This window comes from Leisingera sp. ABM4_101 (assembly GCF_056158725.1).
The window spans coordinates 3,183,720-3,205,817 of the sequence record NZ_JBSWTV010000002.1; the positions used below are offsets into that span (position 1 = coordinate 3,183,720).

A 22,098-nucleotide genomic window follows, 5' to 3' on the forward strand; every position below is an offset into this window, starting at 1 on the left:
AGGAGGGCGGGACCGGATCAGTTCACCAGCGTCGGCTTGCCCGGCGCCGGCGGATTATTCGGCATCACGCCCAAACGGCGCGCCACTTCGCTGTAGGCGTCCGTCAAGCTGCCCAGGTCGCGGCGGAATACATCCTTGTCCAGCTTCTGACCGGTCTTGATATCCCACAGGCGGCAGCTGTCCGGGCTGATCTCATCGGCGATCACCAGGCGCTGGAAGTCGCCCTCGTACACACGGCCGATCTCGATCTTGAAGTCGACCAGGCGGATGCCCACGGCCAAGAACACGCCGGACAGGAAATCATTCACCCGCAGCGCCAGGCTCAGGATGTCGTCCATGTCCTGCTGGCTGGCCCACCCAAAGGCGGCAATATGCTCCTCGGTGACCAGCGGATCGCCCAGGGCGTCGTCTTTGTAGCAGTATTCCACGATCGGGCGCGGCAGCTGGGTGCCCTCGTCGATGCCCAGGCGCTTGGAGATGGACCCGGCTGCATAGTTGCGCACGATCACTTCCAGCGGCACGATTTCGCAGCTGCGCACCAGCTGCTCGCGCATGTTCAGGCGCTTCAGGAAATGGGTCGGCACGCCGATCTGCGCCAGCCCCAGCATGAAGAACTCACTCAGGATGTTGTTCAGGACGCCCTTGCCCTCGATCACGTCGTGCTTTTCAGCATTGAAAGCGGTGGCATCGTCCTTGAAATACTGCACGATGGTGCCCGGCTCGGGGCCTTCATACAGTGTTTTTGCCTTGCCTTCGTAGATTTTCTTGCGACGCGCCATTGGGAACCTTTCGGGTCGATGCCGGGAATCCGGCCCTGCGATGTGCCGCTCTCATAGTGCAAGGGGGCCTCTGCCGCAAGGTTGCAGCGGGGCAATAGGTTTCTGCTGCGCAAACCTTGTATGCAGACCCTGCCGGCAGCTGCCGGCAAAACCAGCCCCCGGTCCTGTGCGGGCGGCGCACAAAGGCTTCGTCAGGCACAGTTTTTTCTTGCCCTGAGGCCGTATCATGCTCCTATCATTAGACAGGTACAAGCGGTTAATGAGGATCAGCCATGACAACATTTGACGAACGCGAACAGGCGTTTGAGGCCAAATTCGCGCATGATGAGGAAATGCAGTTCAAGGCCCGCGCCCGGCGCAACAAGCTGGTCGGATTGTGGGCGGCGGAGCTTCTGGGCAAAACCGGTTCTGCAGCTGAAGACTATGCGCAATCCGTGGTAGCCGCCGACCTGGAGGAGGCAGGCCATGAGGACATCGTGCGCAAGCTGACGGGCGATCTGGGCAGCTACACCAGCGAAGAGCAGATCCGCAGCAAGCTGCGGGAACTGATGCCGCAGGCGCAAGAAGAGATCCTGAACGAGGCCGGCTGAAACCGGACGCTGCCAACTGGCTGAACCTATCCGCTGGCTCGTGCCGGAGGCTGGGCGTAGCAACCGCGAGTCCCCTTCCGCCTGACTGCGGGCCGCCCGCGCCGCGGTCACGAACAATTTTACAGGTTAACTGATCCGCAAACAGGTTTCTGTAGGCTGAGCCCAAAGGGGCTTTTGCCGTCAGCCAGGAACCATCATGCAGTTTTCCAAACCTTCCGCCACCAAACCGGCTGCGCGGCTGATCCGGATGAGCATCCCGTTTCTGGTCATGGGGGGGTGCCTTTGGCTGTTGCAAACCCGGACAGAACTGCCGCCGCTGCGGGATCTGAGCACCGTCGCCTTCAGCCTGCCGGCTTGGAAATGGGGCGCAGCGGGGCTGGCTACGGCAGTCAGCTTCTGGGCGCTGGGGCGGTATGATTCCGTAGCGCACCGCCATCTTGGCACCGGCCTGGACGGCCCGGCCGCGCGGCGGGCCGGCATGGCAGCCATCGCGTTTTCCCAAACGGCCGGATTTGGCCTGCTCACAGGCAGCTACGCCCGGTGGCGCCTGCTGCCAGGCCTGTCTCCGCTGCAGGCAGGCCAATTGACGGCGCTGGTTGCTGCAACCTTCCTGACCGCCCTGTTTGTCCTTTGCGGCGCTGCCTTGACCGTCGCGCCGCCCGCACCAGGGCTGGAATGGGCAGGCGCCCTGATCCTGCTTGCCGCCGCAGGCTTGTCTGTTTTTTGCTTTCTGCACCCTGAAGCACCGCTGCTGGGCCTGAAACTGCGCTGGCCGACGCTGGCCGCGATGGCGGCACTGGGGTTCTGGGCGGTGGTGGATGTTTCCGCGGCCGGCATGGCACTGTGGCTTCTGCTGCCGGAGGGCGCCGGCGTCGCCCTGCCCCAGCTGCTCACGGCCTATGCCATTGCCCTGGGCGCTGCGGTCCTGTCATCCGCACCCGGCGGCGCCGGCCCGTTTGAACTTGCCCTTTGCGCGCTGCTGCCGATGGTACCGGACCAAAGCCTGATCGCCGGGCTGCTTGCCTTCCGTTTGGTATACTACGCGTTGCCCGCCATTATCGCGGCTGGGCTGATGATCTTTCCCAGGCTGCTGAGCCCGTCCGAACACCTACCGTCAGATGCCAGCCTGCTAGGCAGCCAAAGCCTGAGCGCTGCGGCTTTGCCGGCAGACCGTCCCGTCTCAGAAACCGGAATCATCCGGCAGAACGGCGGCCGGGTGCAGGCCTTCGGATTGAACCAGATTGCGCTCATGGACAGTGCCCAGGCCTCCATCGCGCTGTTCGATCCGCTGTCTGGCTTTGCCGCCGAGACCTTTGTGCCGCTTGCCCGCCATGCCCGCGGCCGCAATGCAGCCGCCTGCTATTACAAGTGCGGGGCAGCTACCGCCGTGCGGGCTAGAGCCGCGGGCTGGCGCGTGCTGCGCATTGCTGAGGATGCCGTGCTGGATCCGCAGACCTTTAATGAAACCGGCTCCTCCCGCCGCCAGCTGCGCCGCAAGCTGCGCCATGCGGAAAAGGCGGGTATTGAAGTTTACCGCGCTGAAAACCGCCTGCCCTTTGACCAGATGCAGGAGGTCGACACCGCCTGGCAGGCCGCCCATGGCCGCGCCTATGGCACCACCATGGGCCGTTTCGAGCCTGGCTACCTGGCCTGCCAAGAAGTGGTCCTGGCCTTCCAGGCGGGACGGCTGATCGCCTTTGCCAGTTTTCACAGCTCTACCCGGGAATGGTGCCTGGACCTGATCCGGCTGCGGCCGGACGCGCCCGATGGCACCGGGCATGCGCTGATCCGTGCAGGCCTTGACGCCGCAGCGGCAGACGGCATTCGCCGCCTGTCGCTGGCCGCTGTGCCGGACCACAGGCTGGCCCAGGGCGTCGACAAGGGTCTGCGCCGGTTCAAGGCCTGTTTCGCGCCCAAATGGGAACCGCGCTACATGGCCGCCCCCAGCTGGCTGCAAATGGCGATTTGCATTGCCGAGCTGCTGCGCCTGGTGCATCGCCCGCCTGCCGTCCTGCCTGCGGCACCGTCTGCGGCGCAAACTCATAATGAAGATGAAGAAAATGAAATTGCCCTCTCCCGCCCGGCGTGAGACAGGGGACATAGACTGATTTGCCGCCCGGGCCGCCGCGGCGGCCTGCTGACAAGGGGCGCGACCAATGACAAACACCTTCAAACTGCTCCTGGACTCCAAGGATGTGCTGCTGGCCGATGGCGCAACTGGCACCAACCTGTTCGCCATGGGTCTGCAATCCGGCGATGCGCCGGAACTGTGGAACACGGATGAGCCGCAAAAGATCAAGGCGCTGTACCAGGGGTCTGTCGACGCCGGCAGCGACTTGTTCCTGACCAACAGCTTTGGCGGCACCGCCGCGCGCTTGAAACTGCATGACGCACAGGGCCGTGTCCGCGAACTGAACCGCATCGCTGCCGAACTTGGCCGCGAAGTTGCCGACAAGGCTGAGCGCAAGATTGCGGTCGCCGGCTCCGTCGGCCCGACCGGTGAAATCTTCGAACCCGTTGGTGAAATGTCCCATTCCCTGGCGGTTGAGATGTTCCACGAGCAGGCCGACGCCCTGAAGGAAGGCGGCGCCGATGTTCTGTGGCTGGAAACCATTTCCGCACCGGAGGAATTCCGCGCTGCGGCTGAGGCCTTCAAGCTGGCGGATATTCCCTGGTGCGGCACCATGAGCTTTGACACCGCAGGCCGCACCATGATGGGGGTGACCTCCGCAGATATGGCGCAGCTGGTGGAAGAATTCGAAAACGCTCCGCTTGCCTTTGGCGCCAATTGCGGCACCGGCGCATCTGACATCCTGCGCACCGTGCTGGGGTTTGCCGCGCAGGGCACCGAACGCCCGGTCATCTCCAAAGGCAACGCGGGCATTCCGAAATATGTCGACGGCCACATCCACTATGACGGCACACCGGAGCTGATGGGCGAATATGCGGTCCTGGCCCGTGATGCCGGCGCCAAGATCATCGGCGGCTGCTGCGGCACCATGCCGGCGCATCTGCGCGCCATGCGTGACGCGCTGGACAGCCGTCCGCGCGGCGACCGCCCGGCGCTGGAACAAATCGTCGAGGTGCTGGGCCCCTTCACCTCCGAAAGCGACGGCACCGGCGAGGATGCTGCAGCCGGCGGTGAGCGCCGCAGCCGCCGCCGCCGCAGGGCCTGACCGGTCCCAGGTGGACTTGCGGCCGCCTTCCAGGCCGTCTCAAACCAAAATCAAAACCGCCGCAGGCCGGACCTGCGGCGGCATTCTTTCCGCGGCCGGGACTTGCAACGGCCCTCGCTGCCACAGCAGAGGCCGCTGTGCGCCCTTCCGGCGGCATCTCAGCCCCCCCCCGGTGGACAGTCTGACCGGCCATCACGCCTGCCTGTCCCTAGCCAACTATCGTAAAACCGCTGACCCCAGGTTCCGGATCCGCTCTTTCGGTGAGAACATCCTTGACCGATGCTGCGCCCGGTCCGCGCCCCAGCCTGCGCACCATACCGGCAACGCTGGGCGCCGGACCCATCAGCAAAGCCCGCACAGAGCCGTCGGGTTCATTGCGGATCCAGCCGGAGAGCCCGTGGCGCAGGGCCTCTGACCTGGCCCAGGTACGGAACGCAACACCCTGCACCCGCCCGGTCACGCGCGCCTTCACAGCGACAGAAGTCATAGCACACCTTCCTTTCCGTCACTCAGGATCCAAGCTTAGCACAAATGCCGCGCCACCGCTGTTCAATCCGCCCTCAAAACAGCGTCAGCTGATCGCCCGGCTGCGGCGGGCGGGCAAACAGATCGCAGCGTAAATCTGCAGTGCGCTGCTGCAGTCCCAAACGTTTGCAGGCCGCCTTGAACCGCTGCGCAATCATCTCTGCATAGCGCCCTTCGCCCCGCATCCGGTGGCCCCAGCGCGGGTCGTAATCGCGCCCGCCGTGCATCTCCCGCAGCCGGGCCATCACCTTGGCCGCGCGGCCTGGTTCGTGTTCTGCCAACCACTCCTGCCACAGCTGCGACACCTCCCGCGGCAGCCGAAGCATAATCCAGCTGGCGGCATCCGCCCCCGCCTCTGCTCCGGCGGCCAGCAACGCCTCCAGCTCATGATCGGTCAGCCCGGGCACTACCGGCGACGTCATGATCCGCACCGGCACGCCTGCATCCGTCAGCCGCCGGACCGCCGCCAGCCGGCGGGCGGGCAGCGGCGCCCGGGGCTCCATACGCCGCGACAGATCCGGATCCAGAGTGGTCACCGAAATCCCGACGCGCACCAAGCCCTTGGCCGCCATCGGCGCCAGGATGTCCAGATCACGCTCTACCATTGCCCCCTTGGTCACGATTGCCACCGGGTGATTGTAATCCTGCAGCACTTCCAGGCAGGACCGGGTGATGCCATAGTCCCTCTCGCAAGGCTGGTAAGGGTCTGTATTGGTCCCCAACGCCAGCGTGGCCGCCCGATAGCGCGGCGCCGACAGTTCCGCCCGCAGTACCGCGGCCGCATTGGGCCGGGACACCAGCCGGGTTTCGAAATCCATCCCCGGCGACAGCCCCAAATAGGCATGCGTCGGCCTGGCAAAGCAGTAGATGCAGCCATGCTCACAGCCGCGGTAGGGATTGATCGAGCGGTCGAAGGGCAGGTCCGGCGACCGGTTGTAGCTGATCAGCGACCGCGCCGCTTCCTGCCGCACTTCCGTGGGAATCACTGCCGGCGGCGGCTCCTGCTCCCAGCCGTCATCCGCCGCATCGCGCGCCATTTCATAGCGCCCTGCCGCATTGCTGAGACTTGCGCGCGCTTTGCGCCGCATCGGGACGGAACCATCATGGTAAGACATGGCAGGATTATGCGCCGCCGATGAGAACAAATAAAGAACAAATGTGCAGAACCGAAGATTTTCATGCGAAATCTGCAGTATCAAATTCCCGAATTTCCTCCTATACGTCGGTTCGGACAGCAGCAATGTCGCAAATAATGCAGTCCCAGGGCGGCATTCTGTCACAAAAGTTCCAAAACTAGGCCAACACGGGGCATCCCGCCCTGTAAGCAAGGATTAAGCGAATGTCGGACGAAGAAGACATCATCCTCTCTGAACTCGATGACGAGGAACTTGTTCAGCAGATGTTTGATGACCTCTATGATGGTCTCAAAGAGGAAATCGAAGAAGGTGTGAACATCCTTCTCGAGCGCGGCTGGGTGCCCTACGACATTCTGACCAAAGCACTGGTTGGCGGCATGACCATCGTCGGCGCCGACTTCCGCGACGGCATCCTGTTCGTGCCGGAAGTGCTGCTGGCCGCAAACGCGATGAAGGGCGGCATGGCCATCCTGAAGCCGCTGCTGGCCGAAACCGGCGCCCCGCGCGTCGGCTCCATGGTCATCGGCACCGTCAAGGGCGACATCCACGACATCGGCAAGAACCTGGTGTCCATGATGATGGAAGGCGCAGGGTTTGAGGTTGTCGACATCGGCATCAACAACCCGGTCGAGAACTACCTGGAAGCCATGGAAGAGCACAAGCCGGACATCCTTGGCATGTCGGCTCTGCTGACCACCACCATGCCCTACATGAAAGTGGTGATCGACACCATGGTCGAGCAAGGCCTGCGCGACGACTACATTGTGCTGGTTGGCGGCGCGCCGCTGAACGAGGAGTTCGGCAAGGCAATCGGCGCCGACGGCTATTGCCGCGACGCAGCCGTGGCCGTGGAAATGGCCAAAGACTTCGTTGCGCGCAAGCACAACTCGATGAGCGCCTGATTTGGCACGCAAAGGACGTGCAGCCCGCTTGACTGAGCGGGCTGCCTTCCGCCCCCCGACCGGGCGGACGCTCGAGGAAAGCTCCCTCACCGAACAGGGCCTGGCCGCCCCTGAAAAGAAAACCGGCCGCATCCTGCTGATTGCCTGCGGCGCACTTGCGCGCGAGATCCTTGCCATCAAGGACGCAAACGGCATGGACCATATCGACCTCACCTGCCTGCCCGCCAAGCTGCACCTCTACCCAGAGCAGATCGTTGACGCCGTCGACGGCGCCGTAGCCAAGCATTCAACGGCCTACGACAAGATCTTCGTGGTCTATGCGGACTGCGGCACCGGCGGCGCACTGGAACGCAAATGCGCCGAGCTGGGTGTCGAAATGGTGGCAGGCCCGCATTGCTATTCCTTCTTCGAGGGCAACGAGACCTTTGCGCGCCATGCGGATGAGGGCGAAATCACCGCCTTTTACCTGACCGACTTCCTGGTCAAGCAGTTCGATGCCTTTGTCTGGCGCCCGATGGGCCTCGACAAGAATCCCGAACTCCGGGACATGGTGTTCGGGAACTACACCAAGCTGGTCTACCAGTCGCAGATCAGCGACCCTAAGCTGGTTGAAAAGGCCCGCGAATGCGCAGACCGTATGGGGCTGGCGTTTGAACACCGCCACACCGGCTATGGTGATCTGGAAACGGCCATGACCAATTGGGCCCGGTAGCTCTTTTCATCTTTCCAGAAATACTCCGGGGAGCGCGAGGGGCCGGCCCCTCGCCCGCCTGCCTCAGGGCCCGCCCGCCTCAGGCCTGGGCCATCGCGGTTTCGCGGATCCGCTCGATCATTGCCCGCAAACCGTTGGAGCGCTGCGAAGACAGGTGCTCGTTCAGCCCCAGGCGGCCCAGTTCTGCCTTGGCATCCACCGCGGTGACATCGGCCAGGCTCAGCCCGTTATAAAGACAGCGCAGCACCGCGATCAGCCCGCGCACGATCATCGCATCGCTATCCCCGTCAAAGCGGAACGCGCCGCCTTCGATCGTGGCGTGAAGCCATACCTGGCTGGCGCAGCCGTCCACCTTGGTCGCGGGAACCTTCAGCGCCTCATCCAGCGGCTCCATCGCCTTGCCCAGATCAATCACATGGCGGTAGCGGTCTTCCCAATCCTCCATGAACTCGAAGTCTTCCACGATCTCTTCAAAGGCGGCGGTGGCCATGGTTCGGTCTTCCTCAAACACTCAGCTGCGGACAAATCAGCACCTAAGGCCCTGCCCGTTCCTTTTCAACCGCTTTTCAAGCCGCCCCCAATCGGGTAATCCGTTGCAAAGAAATTTGTTTGGGGCGGGAACAGATGCAGAAATCATTGGCGATCACATTGGCCGGCGCGCTGGTGCTGGCGGGGTGCGGCTGGAAAAACTCGCGGCTCAACCCGTCCAACTGGTTCGGCAGCTCCGAACCGGTCGAAACCGCAGCGGCGGAGAATGTGAATCCGCTGCTGCCGCAGGACAGCAATCCCCGCGGCGTCTTTGCCCGCCCGGAACCCAAAGACCTGACGGTTCTGGCCAGCCGGATCTCTGACATGCGGATAGAACGGACAGCTTCCGGCGCGATCATCTATGCCACCGCGGTCGCCAGCCGCCAGGGTGCCTATGAAGTCGAGCTGCGCCCGGTTGAAAGCGCCGAAGACGAGGTCCTGGCCTTTGACTTCCGCGTTGTTTACCCGGAATTCAGGACCGCCACCGGCAGCGAGTTCAGCCGCACCATCCATGCCGCCTACACGGTCAGCAACCAGGATCTGGAGGGCATTCGCACCGTGCGCGTGAACGGCGCTGAAAACGCACGGGAAAGCCGCCGCCGGTGACCCCGGGAAAATCAAGCTGAAAAAGAAAACGCCCGCGGATGCGGGCGTTTCTGCTTCCAGGTCCAGCTCCAGCACAGAGCTAGAGCTCAACCACCTTCACATCCTGGCCCTTGGCAGCAAGACCGATCTTTCCCTCGCACAGGCGCAGCGCATCAGCCCCAAACACCTCGCGGCGCCAACCGCTGAGGGCCGGAACATCACGCAGCCCCGCTGCTATGGCGTCCAGATCAGCGCTGGGGGCAATCAGCTTGGCGGCGACACCCTCCGCCTCGGTCTTTGCTTTCAGCAGCACCCGCAAAAGGTCAGCCAGCGCCGGGTTCACCTGCAGCTTTTCCTTGCTGCGGTCCATCTTGGGATGATTTTCCGGCGCGCAGGCAACGCCCTTGGCAACCGCCTGCAGGATGCCTTCTGCGATGGCCCCTTTCCGCGCCTCGCGCAGCAGCAGACGGGAGCCGCCCAGCTCACTTGTGCTGCGCGGTTTTGTCGAGGCCAGCTCCACCAGCGCGTCATCCTTGAACACCCGGTTGCGGGGCACGTTGTTAGTCTGCGCATAGATCTCACGGAAGGCCGCCAGCTCACGCACCACGGCCAGGAACTTGCCGGAATTGGTCCGTGTCTTCACCCGTTTCCAGGCATCTTCGGGCCGGATGTCATAGGTTGCCGGATCGGTCAGCACCTGCAGCTCCTCCGTCACCCAATGGGCACGGCCGCTCTTTTTCAGCTCAGCCGCCAGGAACTCATAGATCTTGCGCAGGTGCGTCACATCCGCCAGCGCATAGGTCTTCTGTGCTTCGCTGAGCGGGCGGCGCGACCAGTCGGTAAAGCGCGAGGTCTTGTCCAGACCCTGCTTGACGATCTTGCGTACCAGGGTCTCGTAACCTGCCTGTTCGCCAAAGCCGCAGACCATTGCTGCCACCTGGGTATCGAACAGCGGTTTCGGAAAGACCTGCGCATCAACCCAGAAGATCTCCAGGTCCTGCCGCGCGGCGTGGAACACTTTGACCACATTTTCATTGCGGAACAGAGCATAAAGCGGCTCCAGCGAAATGCCGCCGGCCAGCGGGTCGACCAGGACCGCGTCGTTTTCCCCATCCCCGGCATAGGCCAGCTGGATCAGGCAGAGCTTGGAATAATAGGTCCGCTCCCGCAGAAACTCGGTATCCACCGTGACGTAGGGGTGCTGTGCTGCGGTTTCGCAAAAGGCCTGCAGGTCTTCGGTGGTGGTCAGAGTTTTCATCAACTACGGCTTTTCAATCTCATGTGGGCCGGAACGTGATACGCGCATGTCCCGGGCAATGCAAACAACCGGGCCTCAGCCCAGCTGAACCGGCGTCTTATCTCCCGCGGCAAAGCGGCGCAGCACCGCCGGATAGAGCTTGTGCTCCTCAACCAGAACCCGCGCGGCAAGCACTTCTGGCGTGTCGCCCGCCAGCACCGGCACCCGCGCCTGGCCCAGAATAGGGCCGTCATCCAGCAGCGGGGTGACCTCATGCACGGTGCAGCCATGCTCTGCGTCACCGGCCTCCAGCGCACGGGCATGGGTGTGCAGGCCCTTGTACTTGGGCAAAAGCGACGGGTGGATATTCAGCATCCGCCCCTCGAATTTCGACACGAAGCCTGCTGTCAGCACCCGCATGAACCCGGCCAGGCAGACAATATCCGCGCCTGCATCGAGAATGGGTTTTACCAGCTCTGCCTCAAACGCTTCGCGATCGCCCCCGAACGGCCGGTGGTCCACAACAGCCGTTGCCACGCCCGCCGCAGCCGCCTTGGCCAGTCCGCCCGCATCAGAGGTGTTGGACAAAACCAGGCAGGGGCGCGCCGGATGATCCCCGGTCATGCTCTCAAGCAGCGACACCATGTTGGAGCCGCCGCCGGAGATCAGGATGGCAACCCGTCTGTGGCTCACAGCAGCTTGCCCGCGTAGCGCATGCCCTCGCCAGCAGTGACGGTGCCCAGGCGGGACACGGTTTCACCCTCCGCTTCAAGCACCTGCACCAGCTCATCCGCACGGTCGGCGGAGACCGACAGGATCATGCCGATGCCGCAGTTGAAGGTCTTCAGCATTTCCGCCTCGGCAATGCCGCCGGTTTCCGCCATCCACTTAAACACGGGTGGCAGGTCCCAGGCATTGAGGTCGATATCGGCGCCCAGCCCCTCGGGCAGCACCCTCGGCAGGTTCTCGGTCAGGCCGCCGCCGGTGATATGGGCCAGCGCATGCACACCCCCTGCCCGCACCGCGGCCAGGCACTGCTTCACATACAGGCGCGTCGGGGTCAGCAGCGCAGCGCCCAGCGACCCTTCGCCAAACGGACAGTCCGCGTCCCAGCCAAGGCCCGAGACTTCCACCAGCTTGCGCACCAGCGAATAACCGTTGGAGTGCACGCCGTCGGACGCCAGCCCCAGCAGAACGTCGCCCTCTGCCACGCCATCGGGCAGCGAGGTGCCGCGCTCCATCGCGCCTACGGCAAAGCCTGCGAGGTCAAAATCACCTTCCGGGTACATGCCCGGCATCTCCGCAGTCTCGCCACCGATCAGCGCGCAGCCAGAGCGCACGCAGCCCTCGGCGATGCCTTCGATGATGCGGGCAGCGACATCGGTTTCCAGTTTGCCGGTCGCAAAGTAATCCAGGAAGAACAGCGGTTCCGCGCCCTGGCAGACCAGGTCATTGACGCACATCGCCACCAGGTCGATGCCAACGCCGTCCACCACACCGGTGTCGATGGCGATCCGCAGCTTGGTGCCGACACCATCGGTGGCGCCCACCAGGATCGGGTCGCTGTAACCGGCAGCCTTCAGATCGAACAGGGCGCCAAATCCGCCCAGGCCACTGGCCACGCCAGAGCGGCTGGTGCGCTTGGCGGCCGGCTTGATCCGGTCGACCAGGGCGTTGCCCGCATCAATGTCCACACCTGCGTCTGCATAGGTCAGGCCGTTCTTGCCGCTGGTCATCACTTGGCTCCTTCAACTCGGTTGCGCAGCCTTTAGCGCAAGGCGCATCAGAAGGAAACAAGGGAATCTATCCCAGCCCCCGGGGCCATACCGGGCGGGTTTCCAGAGCGCATTTTCAAACCGCTGCTGGCCTGACCGGCAGGCCAATATGTCCAGGCTGAACGTCCCGCCAAAAGCCGCCAGGAAAATTCAGCCTTCCTGCCCGCAATCACCGCTTGACCTCGCCTGCCTCATTTCCTAACCAAAAACCAGTGGCGGGCCTGTAGCTCAACGGTTAGAGCAGAGCGCTCATAACGCTTTGGTTGCAGGTTCGAATCCTGCCGGGCCTACCAAAACGCCACGCCCTATCCTGCTCCGAGGCTGTGGCGGCGCCACCTCCCCGCTGCAGATTGGATGGACCGGACGCGGCATCAGTACCACCCCGCCACGGTTGCGGTTGTGCCGGTCGCTTCGACCCCCGCGACGGAAAGGCCGATCACATCGCCCGCTGACACGGAATAGGTGATGACGGTTCCGGCCTCATCCCGCAAAGACAAGTCGCCCGAGCTCAGCACCCGCAAAACCCGCGGCCGGACCGGCAGGTCGACACCATCCTGCGGCGTGATCGCCAGATGGTGGGTGGCAGGGCTTTCCAATCCGCGGCGGTGGCTGGAGAAAGGATCAATCTGAGGCATGAAAGGTCTCCCAACAGAGTTTCAGTCCAGAACAAGCTGCCCGGGGACAGAGTTATAACCGCAAAGTAAGAAGATCCGGCAAAGGCGGCGTGCGCCGCTCACCGCTGCCGCGCAACACCCTGATCCGGCCCGCACCGGGCCTAGCGGGCAATCACGATATCCGCTTTCAGCCCGCCCAGATCGGTGCTTTCACCCAGCCGCAGGGTGCCGCCGTGGGCGCGCGCAATGTCGGCCACGATTGCCAGTCCCAGGCCGACGCCAGACCCGCGGTTCTGGTTGCGCGCCGGGTCCAGCCGGGTAAAGGGGCGGATTGCATCGCCGCGCTGTTCTGCGGGTATGCCCGGGCCGTCATCTTCCACCCGGATCCGCATTGAACGGTCCGTCACCGCCACAGACACCCGCGCCCGGGAGCCATAGCGCACCGCGTTGGAGATCAGATTTTCCACGGCCCTGCGCATCGGCTGGCGCCGCAGCATGACCTCGCCCGCGCCAGTCACTTCCCCCAGCGTGACAAGTTTCTCCTGGCGCTGCCAGTCGCCGACGATGGTGCGGACAAGCTCCTGAGGGTCCACCTGCTCCGGCTCGCTGACTGCTGCACCGCGGGAGAAATCCAGGAACGCGTCCAGCAGCGCCTGCATTTCATCGACGTCACGCAGCATCGGCGCCGCGTCCTCCTCATCCAGCATGGCCAGCTCCAGCTTCATCCGGGTGAGCGGCGTGCGCAGATCATGGCTGACACCGGACAGCATCAGGGTGCGCTGCTCGATCTGCCGTTCGATCCGCGCCCGCATGTCCAGGAAGGCGCTGCCTGCTGCCCGCACCTCCATCGCGCCGGCAGGAGAATAAGGCACCGCCCGCCCCCTGCCGAACGCCTCTGCCGCATTGGCCAGCCGCTTGATCGGACGCAGCTGGTTGCGCATGTAGAGAAAGGAAATCAGCATCATCAAGAAGCCGAACAGCAGCATGGTGACAATCAGCTGATGCGGCGCCGCAGCTGTCAGGCGGCGGCGGTCGAAACTCAGTTCCATCAACCCATGCCGGGTGCCGAAGTAAACCTGCACCGTCCGGTCTGCGGGAAACCGCGCCGCCAGGAACCCCGGCAGGGTCTTTTCCAGCTCCTCGCGCACCACCCGGCCGGAGAACTCAATCAGGCTGAACTGATCCTCCGGCAGCGGCGCTCCCGGCGCCAGATAGCGCGCCTGCATGTTCAATGGCTGCAGCAGCGGCGCCATCTGCGCCAGCGCTGACGCCTGGTCCGGCGTCCCGTCGGCAACCTGGCGCAGCAGCTCCAGTTCCCGCTGGATGGTGGCGGTCATCTGCACCGTCACATCCTCCAGATCGCGTTTGATAAAGACGACAGAGACCACGATCTGCAACGCCACGATGGGCACCACCAGGATCAGTGCCGCACGGGCATAGAGGCTGCGCGGCATATATCGTTTGAGCCATTTGAAGAACATGGGCTAAGCCTATAGGGCGCTTGGGAAAGAAGGAAGACGCTCCGGGCGCGCACAGGTCCGGAAAACACAGGCTGGAAAACAGCAGCGGAGCAAGACTATGCAAGCACCAGATGATTTTAATCCGCCAGCCGGGTCTGCCGAGGGCCTGGAGCCGGGCCTGCGCCGTATCCTGGCGCCGAATCCCTCGCCGATGACGTACCGCGGCACCAATACCTACCTGCTGGGCACTGCCGGGCTTGCCGTGATTGATCCGGGGCCGGACTCACAGGATCATCTGGCGGCGATTCTGGCGGCCGTGCAGCCCGGTCAGCAGATCACTCATATCATCGTGACCCACAGCCACCTGGACCATTCGCCGCTGGCGCGCGGGCTGAGCCGGGCCACCGGCGCGCCGGTCTATGCCTTTGGCGGGCCGGAAGCGGGACGCAGCGCGGTGATGTCTCACCTCGCGGCGAACGGCCTGGCCGGGGGCGGCGAAGGCATAGACACCGGATTTGCCCCGGATATCACCGTTGAAGACGGTGAAACCATCCAGGGAGACGGCTGGCAGCTGGACGTGATCCACACCCCCGGGCATCTGGGCAACCACATTGCACTGGCCTGGGGCGATGCCTGTTTCACCGCCGACCACGTCATGGGCTGGGCCAGCTCGCTGGTGTCGCCGCCGGATGGCGACCTGACAGATTTTATGGCCTCTTGCCGCCGCCTGCGCCAGCGCCAGTGGCGCGTCTTCCATCCCGGCCATGGCGCCCCTGTCCTGGATCCTGCTGCCCGTCTCGACTGGCTGATTGCGCACAGGTGCTCCCGCGAGGCCGCCATTCTCGAGGCCCTTGCCCGGGCCCCGGCCACGGCCGCTGATCTGGCCCGGCAGATTTACACCGAGACGCCGGCCTCCCTGCTAAAGGCTGCCGAGCGCAATGTTTTTGCCCATCTCGTGGACCTGACGGGCCGCGGTTTGGCCCAGCCTCAAGGGCCGCTTTCTGCCCGGGCAGTCTTTGCCGGCACCGGCCGCTGAACTTTTTTCAGAAAATTGCCACCCGCCCTCTGGACGCCCAATCCGGAGGGCGCTATACGGCACAAACCGTTCCGGCGTAGCTCAGCGGTAGAGCAGTTGACTGTTAATCAATTGGTCGTAGGTTCGATCCCTACCGCCGGAGCCAACTTCCCTAAAAGAAGTTGGAAAATCTTCCCTGATCCGGTATCAGACGCCCCCCCCCTGCAACCTGTAACTCTGCTGCCTTTGCGGGCAGGCTGAGGCAGCCCTGCCTGATCTGCATCCGTATTCCGCCCTGCCGTCCCGCGGCAGCTGCGGGCCTGGTCCCAAATTGCCGCCGTGCGCCGGCCGCGCCAGCGGTTCCCGGGATCTAGGCAATTGAGAGGGCCGCCAACTGCGCCATTTGCTCCTGTGTCAGTGGCTTGCACAGGAACGATTTGACCAGCGGCATCGCCTCTGCCCGCTCCAGATCAGCAGGGTTCACCGTCGTGCTGACAATCACAACCGCAGGCACCGGATCCAAGGCACTGATCCGCTCGCCGTGCCTTTCAAGAAACTCAAAGCCGGTAACCGGCGGCATGTTGATGTCCAGCAGAATCAGGCCGGGCGGGGTGCCGCCGGCAGCGAGATGGCCGAGCGCCTCTTGCGGCCCCTCAAACAGTTCCACTTGGCCAAACAGGTTGGACTTTTCGATGATGCGCTTTGCATATTTTCTGTCCATCCTTTCATCGTCGATCACATAGACAACCTTGTCCTTATTGCTCATACTTTCCTCACTGCCTTCAGGTCGACGCTGAAAACGGTGCCCTGGCCCGCCTCAGAGACAACTTCGATCCGGGCCCCATGATTTTCCGCGACCCGCTTGCACAGGGCCAGCCCGATGCCCGAACCGGGATATTCGTCGTGCCGGTGCAATCGTTTGAACAAGCCGAATATCCGCTCTTGAAGCTCCTCCGGGATCCCCAGCCCGCGGTCTTTGACAGACAGGCGCACCATTCCCTTGCGGTCTGCTGGTTTGCACTCCAGCCGCACCTGGGCCGCCTCGCCTTCTTGTTTGTATTTCAGAGCATTGGAGAGGAGATTGGTGATCAGGACCCGCATCTGAAACGGGCTGCCCAGGATCACTGGCAGCGGGTCCACATGCACTTCCGCGCCGGTTCCGGAAATCAGCGCGTCCATGTCCTTTAGGATCTGATGCACCATCTGATCCAGGTCGACCTGCTCAGGCGTGAACTGGTGTTTTACAACTTTGGAATACTCAAGCACGTCGTCGACCAGCTGCCGCATCCGCTGAGACGTGCCAATCAAATCCCCAATGAGTTCCTGCGCCTGTGGGTCCAGGCTGTTTCCGTGGTCTTCCAGAAGAACCTCAAGAAAACTTTGAATGGTGTTGATCGGCGTCTTCAGATCGTGGGACAGCGCATAGCTGAAGTTGGACTGATCCTGATTGCTTTGCATCAATTGCCGGTTCATGAGTTCCAGCTCATCTGCGCGCTGGCGGATTTCCGAGGTGCGCTGGCGAACCTTTTGATCCAGCTCGTCCCGCTGGCGGGCAAGTTCAAAGGTGATATCGCGCAATTCCTGCTCAACACGGCGGCGCTCAGCGACTTCCTTTTTCAGGCTTTCCATCGTGCTGACATAGCCACGCAGCGCCATGTCATAAACCGCCATGCCCTGCAGAAAGAAATCCTCCACCCGGCGCAGGCTGGCAGTAGGCTGCATACCCGTTTTCAGGCAGTCGCGCAGCACGCTGAAATGATAAACACCGAAATCCGCCAGCGGCACATTGGCCTGCAGCGCCTGCCGGGCAACCTCATAGGCTTCGCTCAGCTGGCTCGCCTCGCCGGAACCGACATAGGCGCTCAGCGCCGACTGCAGGCGTGCAACATCGTATGCCTTGCCCATGTGGGCGGCGTGGCCGCTTTTGATAAAAGCCAGCAAGGCAGCCTGGTATTGCTGGGCGGCCTGGGATTTCGCCGCACGCAAGGGGGGCGCGCTCAAACCGTTCACAACAGCCTCCGCCGGTGGGTCACAGCCAGAACAGTGCGGTCATCATGCGACTTGCCGTAAACCTCAAGACAGGACGCAGCAAAATCCTGCGGCTGCAGCTTGCTATACAGCGCCGCATCCCGGAACCTGCGCGAAACACCGTCAGATGCGAGGATCAGCATGTGATCCGGCGGGAAAGGCTGCTGCTGCACATGAATTCCCGGGTAGTGCACGCCAAGGGTTCCGCCCTTTTGCATGATGCCGGCCTTGTCGCGGCCCTGCGGGTCAAGCGGGCAAATCACCCCTTCGACATCCCCAAGTGCTGCCCAGCCAAGGGTTTCCCGGGCCGGATCGACAAGGGCAAGAGCCAGCGCCGCCCCGCGGGTTCCGCGCAGGCGCCGGTGCGCTGCTTCGAACAAGGTTTCCAGATCATCGCTGTCCGCTGCAGACAACTCCTGCAGGCAGGCGCTGGCCGCGGCGCTGGCCGGACCGCCGCTGCCGACCCCATCTGCCAAAGCCACCAGCAGCCGGTTGCCCGCGAGCCTGAAAAGATAGCCGTCTCCGCAATCGGCTGCCGCCATCTTCGCGGCCTGTGCCGCGGCCCAGTGCAGCCGCGCACCCGCCGCGTCAAACGCAATTATCCCGCTATCTGCCCTCATCGCCATTTCACCGCCATCACAACCAGCCCCTCACCGGGCACCGAGTTGACTTCGAAAGCATCAACAATCCTCCGGGTGCCTGGCAGCCCAAGCCCCAGGCTGTTGCCCGTGGAATACCCGTCTTGCAGCGCCAATTCGACATCCTCCAGCCCAGGCCCCTGATCCCGGGCGGTGATGCGGATGCCGGTCCTGGAGCGCTCTGTCACGGTGCCAAGCTCAATCTCCCCTTCCTGCGCGTATTTTACGATATTGCGGGCCAGTTCCGACACCGCCGTAGCAACCAGGGCCTGATCAGGCCTGCTGAAATCCAGATCAGAAGCCAGCTGGCGCGCCTGCTGCCGCGCAGCCACGACATCGCTGTCGCGCCGGACCGGCTGAACCAGCATGGCAGTGTCCCGGGCCGGAGCGTTCATGCCTCCACCTGCAGAACCGCCATGCCGTGTTCCAGATCCCGGGCCGTGGGAATGCCGTTCAGCTGCAATCCCAACAGCACCATCGCCATGGCGATTTCCGGCTGGATGCCAACGATCGCCATTCGCGCACCGCGCAAGGCAACCGAGGCGGCTATATCGCTCAACATCCGGGTTCCGAAACTGTCGATAACATCCAGCAGGCTGACATCCAGAATGACCTTCTGCGCGGACAGCCGGGAGACCTCGTCCAGGATACTGCGCTGCATCTCAAGGATATCGCTGTCCGAAAGCTCCTCCTGCACCGAGGCGATCAGCAGATCACCCTGGCTGATGATGGGCACACGCCGGGCCACTTCAGCGTTCCAGCAGCTTGCAGGCCGTGGCGACACCCCGCTCAAGATCGCCGGCCGGGTTCAAGGCCTCTCCAGTCACGCCGATTTTGACCAGGGCCTGGGCAACCTCCGATGTGATGCCCGTCAGCACGGAACTTGCCCCCATCAGGCGGGCAGCGGTCATCGTTTGCATCAGGTGGTTCGCCACAGCGCTGTCGACGGCCGCAACACCGGTAATGTCCAGAACCACCGCGCGGGCATTCTGATCCCGGATCGCGTCCAGAATCTGCATGGTCAGCAGCCGCGAGCGATGGCTATCCAGCATTCCCACCACCGGCACCAGCAACAGCCCCTCCTGCAACCGCAAAACGGGTGTCGGCAGCTCGCTCATCTCACGCTCCCGCTGTTCAATCATATCGGACCGGGCCGCCGTAAAAGCCTCCAGCGTGATCGCCTGATGGCAAACAGCGACCCGCCGCAGCGAACCTTCAACCGCCTGCGCCTCTGCCTGATCGTCTGAGGTCTCCCGGATCAGATCGCAGATCCGGTCAATCGCGAAACTGTAGAACCCTAAATACAGGCTTGGCGACACGCCGTAGTTTTCGTTGAAAATACCAGCTTCCTTGCGGCCTTCGAAAAACTTCTGGTCCAGCCCGCCGTCAAACAGTTCCAGCAGATGGCGCCGCTGTTCGCCGCGCACTTCCGCCATCCGGTGCCGGGCATCTTCGCTACCGGGAACGTCAAAGCCGCCGTCGCGGCGGTAATACGCCTCCAGAATGGCATCAACGTTCTGTTCTGCCAAAGAAGACATATCCGACACCCGCGCCCGGTCATCCTGGCTGATATCGAACCAGCTCCAGGCCTCGCGCAGCCCTTCACCCGGCGATTGGATGGTAGATGAAATGACTTCGTTCATTGCGCGCCCTCACCGAAAATTACACACGCCAAGGTTTATCCGTCTTCCTTAAGAGTGCCTTAACCACCCCAATCATGGGGCGATAAATCGGCGCAAAAACAGCATCTTGATCGGAACAGAGGCGGCACTCTCCCGGGACGGGCGGCCGACGGCATCGATTGCCGGACGAGTTTCAAGCGCTGAGCTGCGCTGCCAGCCGTTTTCCGCCGCGCTATGGCAGCTGGATGATCGGGCAGAAGTCCCCCCTTGGCCGGCCAGAGCCGCTATCCCTTTAGATGAGGCGCCAAAGCTGCCACTGCATCGGACCAGGCCTGCCGGAATGGGGCATCCGGAGGCCTTTCCGGGCCCGCCGCCGTTTCGATGGCCAGCAAGGCCGCGCGCAGGCCGGACAGTCCCAGAACCGCAGCCGACCCCGCCAGCCGGTGCGCCTCCTTGCGCTGGCCGTCTTCCAGCGGCCCCGCCTGCTGCAGCTCATCCTGGAGCTGGTTCACCTCATTGCAGAACGACGCCAGGAAACTGCGTGCCCGCTCCGGCCCAAGCGCCTCAAAGAACTGGTGAATGTCAGATTGTGTCCGCGGCAGCACCTTAACGCCGCCGCCGGCCCGGCGCGCGATCACATCGGCAAGCCCGGCCTTGTTGGCCGGCTTGGTCAGAACCTCGGCAAACCCCGCCTCCAGGATACGGGCGTGGTCCTCGGCTGCGGCATGTGCGGTCAGCGCCACGATGTCGGTGCCTTCCGCCAGCTGGCCGCTGCGGATCCGGCGCAGGGCTTCGATGCCGTCCACCTCCGGCATGCTGATGTCCATCAGGATCAAATCAAAGCGGTTTTCCGAGGCCGCCTGCACCGCCTCGGCACCGCCGGGCACCGCCAACACCTCATGCCCCTCCTGACGCAGCATGGTGGCCAGAAGCTCGCGATTGATATCATTGTCTTCCGCAATCAGCAGACGGCTGGCGCCGCTTTTCCGCGGCCTGCCCTGCTCTGCCTGGCGCGGCGGCGGCTTGGCTGCCGGAAGCGGCAGTGAAATCGTGAACAGGCTGCCCTCGCCCGGCTCGCTTTCGCAGGCAATTGTGCCGCCCATGGCCTGCACCAGGCGCCGGGTGATCGACAAGCCCAGCCCGGTGCCCTCGCTGCCCCGCCGGTAACTGGCATCCAGCATGATGAAATCTTCGAAGATCCGCTCAATGTCCTCCGGCCCGATCCCCTGGCCGGTATCGGCGACGTTGAATTCAACGGTTTCACCATCCGGAAGCCGCATCACATCCACGCTTACGGCGCCTTCGCTGGTGAACTTCAGGGCGTTGCCGATCAGGTTCAGCAGCACCTGCTGCACCGCCCGCGGCCGCCCCGCCACCACCGGCTTGCCGCCCAGGCTGCAATGCAGCGACAGCTCTATGCCGCGCCCCTTTGCACTGGCCTGCTGGCTTTCCACCAGGCCGCTGACCAGCTCATCCAGATCAAAGATCCGCAGTTTTTCGGACTCGGCGCCTGCTTCCAGCCGCGACAGCTCCAGCACGTCGTTAATATGGTGCAAAAGCAGCTCGCCGGACACCCGCATGGCCTGCAGGTAACGGCGCTGCTCGGGCGTTGGCGCGGTGCCCTCGATCAGGTCGATGGCGCCCAAGACCCCGGTCAAAGGCGTGCGCATTTCATGGCTCATCACCGTCAGCAGGTTCTGCTTGGCCCGCTCCCCCGCCAGCGCATCATCCCGCGCCCGCCGCAGCTCCTCCTCCACGGCGATCCGCTCGGAGATGTCGCGCAGGAAGCTGACAAATACCATCTCCGTCCCTGACTGGCTGATCGAAACCGAGAGTTCCACCGGGAACAGCTCTCCGGACTTACGCCGGGCCTCGAGCTTCAGCCGCCCCTTGCCCGCGACCCGGGTTTCACCGGTTTGCAGAAAGCGTTTCATACCCGCCTGATGCGCTTCCTGCAGGTGGTCCGGGACAATCAGGCTGACCATCGGCTGCCCGATTGCCTCTGCGCGGCTGTAGCCGAATACCAATTCCGCGGCACCGTTGAAAGCCTGAATGCGCCCGTCCGCACCAACCACCAGAATGGCATCCAGCGAAGAGGAAATCATGGCCTCCATCCGCGCCGCGGCCCGGCTGCGTTCCATCGCCAGCCTGCGCCCTTGACGGTAAAGACGGCCGAGCAGCAGCGCCGCCAGCGCAAGTGCAAGTACCAGCGCCAAAACCACCCAGCCCAGGCGGCTTAGGATGGTGAAGAGCTTCAGCCGTTTTTCCTTGCTGTCCTCGACTTGCAAGACCACCCCGAACAGGGCCAGTTCCCGCACGTCCGCGCTGTTGCCTGAAAGCTCTTGCGCCAGTTCCGTCAATCCGCCCAGCAGCACAGTGTCCGGGCTGTCGATGAGCAAGGCCATGCGGTCCAGCCGGTCCTGCATCTGCTGCAGCAGGCCCGCCCCTGCCGCGCTGCTGCGCAGATCGCGAAACAGCGGGCTTTCCCGGAAGGTGGCAATCCGGCTGTAGTAGATATCGAATTGCCGCCGCAGGCGCCGCAAATCTCCCGGCGCGCGTGCAGCCTGAACTGCAACTTCCAGCTTCAGATGCTCAACTTCGGCTTGGGACAGGTTCCACTGCATATTATCGGTCGCAGCCGTCGACAGCCCGTCCAGCTGCTGAAGCACCTGGTGGCCCAGCCGCACGGATTGCGCCGCCAGCGCCGCTACGATGGCCAGAACCAGCGCCAGCACCCAGCGCGGCATGGATGGAAACCCGCGCAGCACTACCCGGA

23 protein-coding genes and 2 tRNA genes are annotated in these 22,098 nt (G+C 63.5%); 9 read left to right on the forward strand and 16 right to left on the reverse strand.

The annotated features are described in order from the left end of the window. Positions 1 to 17: 17 nt before the first annotated feature. Positions 18 to 779 (reverse strand): phosphoribosylaminoimidazolesuccinocarboxamide synthase, encoded by a 762-nt coding sequence (purC, locus tag ACXAEK_RS16715; RefSeq protein ID WP_039125405.1) that lies wholly within the window; start codon positions 777 to 779, stop codon positions 18 to 20. Positions 780 to 1,051: 272 nt separating this feature from the next. Between purC and ACXAEK_RS16720 the strand changes: the two genes are divergently transcribed. The 3 genes from ACXAEK_RS16720 (at position 1,052) to bmt (ending at position 4,545) form a co-directional block, all read left to right on the forward strand. Beyond that, on the forward strand, positions 1,052 to 1,369 hold the full coding sequence (locus tag ACXAEK_RS16720) for a DUF1476 domain-containing protein (RefSeq protein ID WP_475043593.1): 318 nt from the start codon (positions 1,052 to 1,054) through the stop codon (positions 1,367 to 1,369). Between the two features lie 196 nt (positions 1,370 to 1,565). After that, positions 1,566 to 3,458, forward strand: coding sequence for a phosphatidylglycerol lysyltransferase domain-containing protein (locus ACXAEK_RS16725; protein ID WP_475043594.1), 1,893 nt, complete (start codon positions 1,566 to 1,568; stop codon positions 3,456 to 3,458). A gap of 67 nt (positions 3,459 to 3,525) precedes the next feature. Continuing rightward, positions 3,526 to 4,545, forward strand: coding sequence for a betaine--homocysteine S-methyltransferase (gene bmt, locus ACXAEK_RS16730; RefSeq protein ID WP_475043595.1), 1,020 nt, complete (start codon positions 3,526 to 3,528; stop codon positions 4,543 to 4,545). A 208-nt stretch (positions 4,546 to 4,753) separates the two neighbouring features. On the opposite strand, the gene ACXAEK_RS16735 is transcribed toward bmt, so the two are convergent. Then, positions 4,754 to 5,032: an acylphosphatase gene (locus ACXAEK_RS16735; protein WP_475043596.1), complete on the reverse strand. Its 279-nt coding sequence runs from the start codon at positions 5,030 to 5,032 to the stop codon at positions 4,754 to 4,756. 73 nt (positions 5,033 to 5,105) lie between these two features. Then, positions 5,106 to 6,185, reverse strand: a complete 1,080-nt coding sequence (locus ACXAEK_RS16740) for a PA0069 family radical SAM protein (RefSeq protein WP_475043598.1) — start codon at positions 6,183 to 6,185, stop codon at positions 5,106 to 5,108. A gap of 224 nt (positions 6,186 to 6,409) precedes the next feature. Between ACXAEK_RS16740 and ACXAEK_RS16745 the strand changes: the two genes are divergently transcribed. Next, a complete protein-coding gene (locus ACXAEK_RS16745) occupies positions 6,410 to 7,108 on the forward strand; it encodes a corrinoid protein (RefSeq protein WP_271905524.1) in 699 nt (232 codons plus the stop codon). 1 nt (position 7,109) lies between these two features. Next, positions 7,110 to 7,820 (forward strand): DUF1638 domain-containing protein, encoded by a 711-nt coding sequence (locus ACXAEK_RS16750; protein WP_475043599.1) that lies wholly within the window; start codon positions 7,110 to 7,112, stop codon positions 7,818 to 7,820. A 79-nt stretch (positions 7,821 to 7,899) separates the two neighbouring features. Here the strand turns inward: ACXAEK_RS16750 and ACXAEK_RS16755 are convergent, their stop codons facing one another. Then, on the reverse strand, positions 7,900 to 8,310 hold the full coding sequence (locus ACXAEK_RS16755; protein WP_475043600.1) for a SufE family protein: 411 nt from the start codon (positions 8,308 to 8,310) through the stop codon (positions 7,900 to 7,902). 134 nt (positions 8,311 to 8,444) lie between these two features. Between ACXAEK_RS16755 and ACXAEK_RS16760 the strand changes: the two genes are divergently transcribed. Continuing rightward, complete coding sequence (locus tag ACXAEK_RS16760) at positions 8,445 to 8,954, forward strand: hypothetical protein (RefSeq protein ID WP_475043602.1); 510 nt, start codon at positions 8,445 to 8,447, stop codon at positions 8,952 to 8,954. Between the two features lie 79 nt (positions 8,955 to 9,033). Here ACXAEK_RS16760 and rnd read toward each other — a convergent pair whose 3' ends face one another. From rnd to purM, 3 genes are all read right to left on the reverse strand, one after another. Then, a complete protein-coding gene (gene rnd / locus ACXAEK_RS16765) occupies positions 9,034 to 10,191 on the reverse strand; it encodes a ribonuclease D (RefSeq protein WP_475043603.1) in 1,158 nt (385 codons plus the stop codon). 75 nt (positions 10,192 to 10,266) lie between these two features. Beyond that, positions 10,267 to 10,863 (reverse strand): phosphoribosylglycinamide formyltransferase, encoded by a 597-nt coding sequence (gene purN / locus ACXAEK_RS16770; protein ID WP_475043604.1) that lies wholly within the window; start codon positions 10,861 to 10,863, stop codon positions 10,267 to 10,269. Further along, positions 10,860 to 11,906 (reverse strand): phosphoribosylformylglycinamidine cyclo-ligase, encoded by a 1,047-nt coding sequence (purM, locus tag ACXAEK_RS16775; protein WP_475043606.1) that lies wholly within the window; start codon positions 11,904 to 11,906, stop codon positions 10,860 to 10,862. The genes purN and purM overlap by 4 nt, the downstream gene beginning before the upstream one ends. Before the next feature lie 256 nt (positions 11,907 to 12,162). On the opposite strand from purM, the gene ACXAEK_RS16780 reads away from it, so the two are divergent. After that, positions 12,163 to 12,238 (forward strand) — tRNA-Ile (locus ACXAEK_RS16780). 78 nt (positions 12,239 to 12,316) lie between these two features. On the opposite strand, the gene ACXAEK_RS16785 is transcribed toward ACXAEK_RS16780, so the two are convergent. Both ACXAEK_RS16785 and ACXAEK_RS16790 read right to left on the reverse strand, forming a co-directional pair. Next, positions 12,317 to 12,580 (reverse strand): spike base protein, RCAP_Rcc01079 family, encoded by a 264-nt coding sequence (locus ACXAEK_RS16785; RefSeq protein ID WP_475043607.1) that lies wholly within the window; start codon positions 12,578 to 12,580, stop codon positions 12,317 to 12,319. 140 nt (positions 12,581 to 12,720) lie between these two features. Continuing rightward, the gene (locus ACXAEK_RS16790; RefSeq protein WP_475043608.1) at positions 12,721 to 14,040 is read right to left on the reverse strand and encodes an ATP-binding protein; all 1,320 of its coding nucleotides are present in this window, start codon (positions 14,038 to 14,040) and stop codon (positions 12,721 to 12,723) included. A 97-nt stretch (positions 14,041 to 14,137) separates the two neighbouring features. Here ACXAEK_RS16790 and ACXAEK_RS16795 point away from each other — a divergent pair, with 97 nt between their 5' ends. Beyond that, positions 14,138 to 15,055, forward strand: coding sequence for an MBL fold metallo-hydrolase (locus ACXAEK_RS16795; protein ID WP_475043610.1), 918 nt, complete (start codon positions 14,138 to 14,140; stop codon positions 15,053 to 15,055). Between the two features lie 70 nt (positions 15,056 to 15,125). Then, positions 15,126 to 15,200 (forward strand) — tRNA-Asn (locus ACXAEK_RS16800). Positions 15,201 to 15,404: 204 nt separating this feature from the next. Here ACXAEK_RS16800 and ACXAEK_RS16805 read toward each other — a convergent pair. From ACXAEK_RS16805 to ACXAEK_RS16835, 7 genes are all read right to left on the reverse strand, one after another. Continuing rightward, the gene (locus ACXAEK_RS16805) at positions 15,405 to 15,800 is read right to left on the reverse strand and encodes a response regulator (RefSeq protein ID WP_475043611.1); all 396 of its coding nucleotides are present in this window, start codon (positions 15,798 to 15,800) and stop codon (positions 15,405 to 15,407) included. Further along, positions 15,797 to 17,044, reverse strand: a complete 1,248-nt coding sequence (locus ACXAEK_RS16810) for a sensor histidine kinase (protein ID WP_475043612.1) — start codon at positions 17,042 to 17,044, stop codon at positions 15,797 to 15,799. The genes ACXAEK_RS16805 and ACXAEK_RS16810 overlap by 4 nt, the downstream gene beginning before the upstream one ends. Beyond that, on the reverse strand, positions 17,041 to 17,682 hold the full coding sequence (locus ACXAEK_RS16815) for a SpoIIE family protein phosphatase (protein WP_475043614.1): 642 nt from the start codon (positions 17,680 to 17,682) through the stop codon (positions 17,041 to 17,043). The genes ACXAEK_RS16810 and ACXAEK_RS16815 overlap by 4 nt, the downstream gene beginning before the upstream one ends. After that, entirely contained in the window at positions 17,679 to 18,095 is a 417-nt protein-coding gene (locus ACXAEK_RS16820; RefSeq protein ID WP_475043616.1) for an anti-sigma regulatory factor, read from the reverse strand. Before ACXAEK_RS16820 ends, ACXAEK_RS16815 begins: the two co-directional genes overlap by 4 nt. Further along, positions 18,092 to 18,448: an STAS domain-containing protein gene (locus ACXAEK_RS16825; RefSeq protein WP_475043617.1), complete on the reverse strand. Its 357-nt coding sequence runs from the start codon at positions 18,446 to 18,448 to the stop codon at positions 18,092 to 18,094. Before ACXAEK_RS16825 ends, ACXAEK_RS16820 begins: the two co-directional genes overlap by 4 nt. A 1-nt stretch (position 18,449) precedes the next feature. Then, positions 18,450 to 19,343: a protoglobin domain-containing protein gene (locus tag ACXAEK_RS16830; protein WP_475043619.1), complete on the reverse strand. Its 894-nt coding sequence runs from the start codon at positions 19,341 to 19,343 to the stop codon at positions 18,450 to 18,452. 263 nt (positions 19,344 to 19,606) lie between these two features. Then, positions 19,607 to 22,069 carry a hybrid sensor histidine kinase/response regulator gene (locus ACXAEK_RS16835; protein ID WP_475043620.1) on the reverse strand — a complete coding sequence of 821 codons (2,463 nt, stop codon included), beginning with the start codon at positions 22,067 to 22,069 and terminating at the stop codon, positions 19,607 to 19,609. Between the last annotated feature and the right edge of the window lie 29 nt (positions 22,070 to 22,098).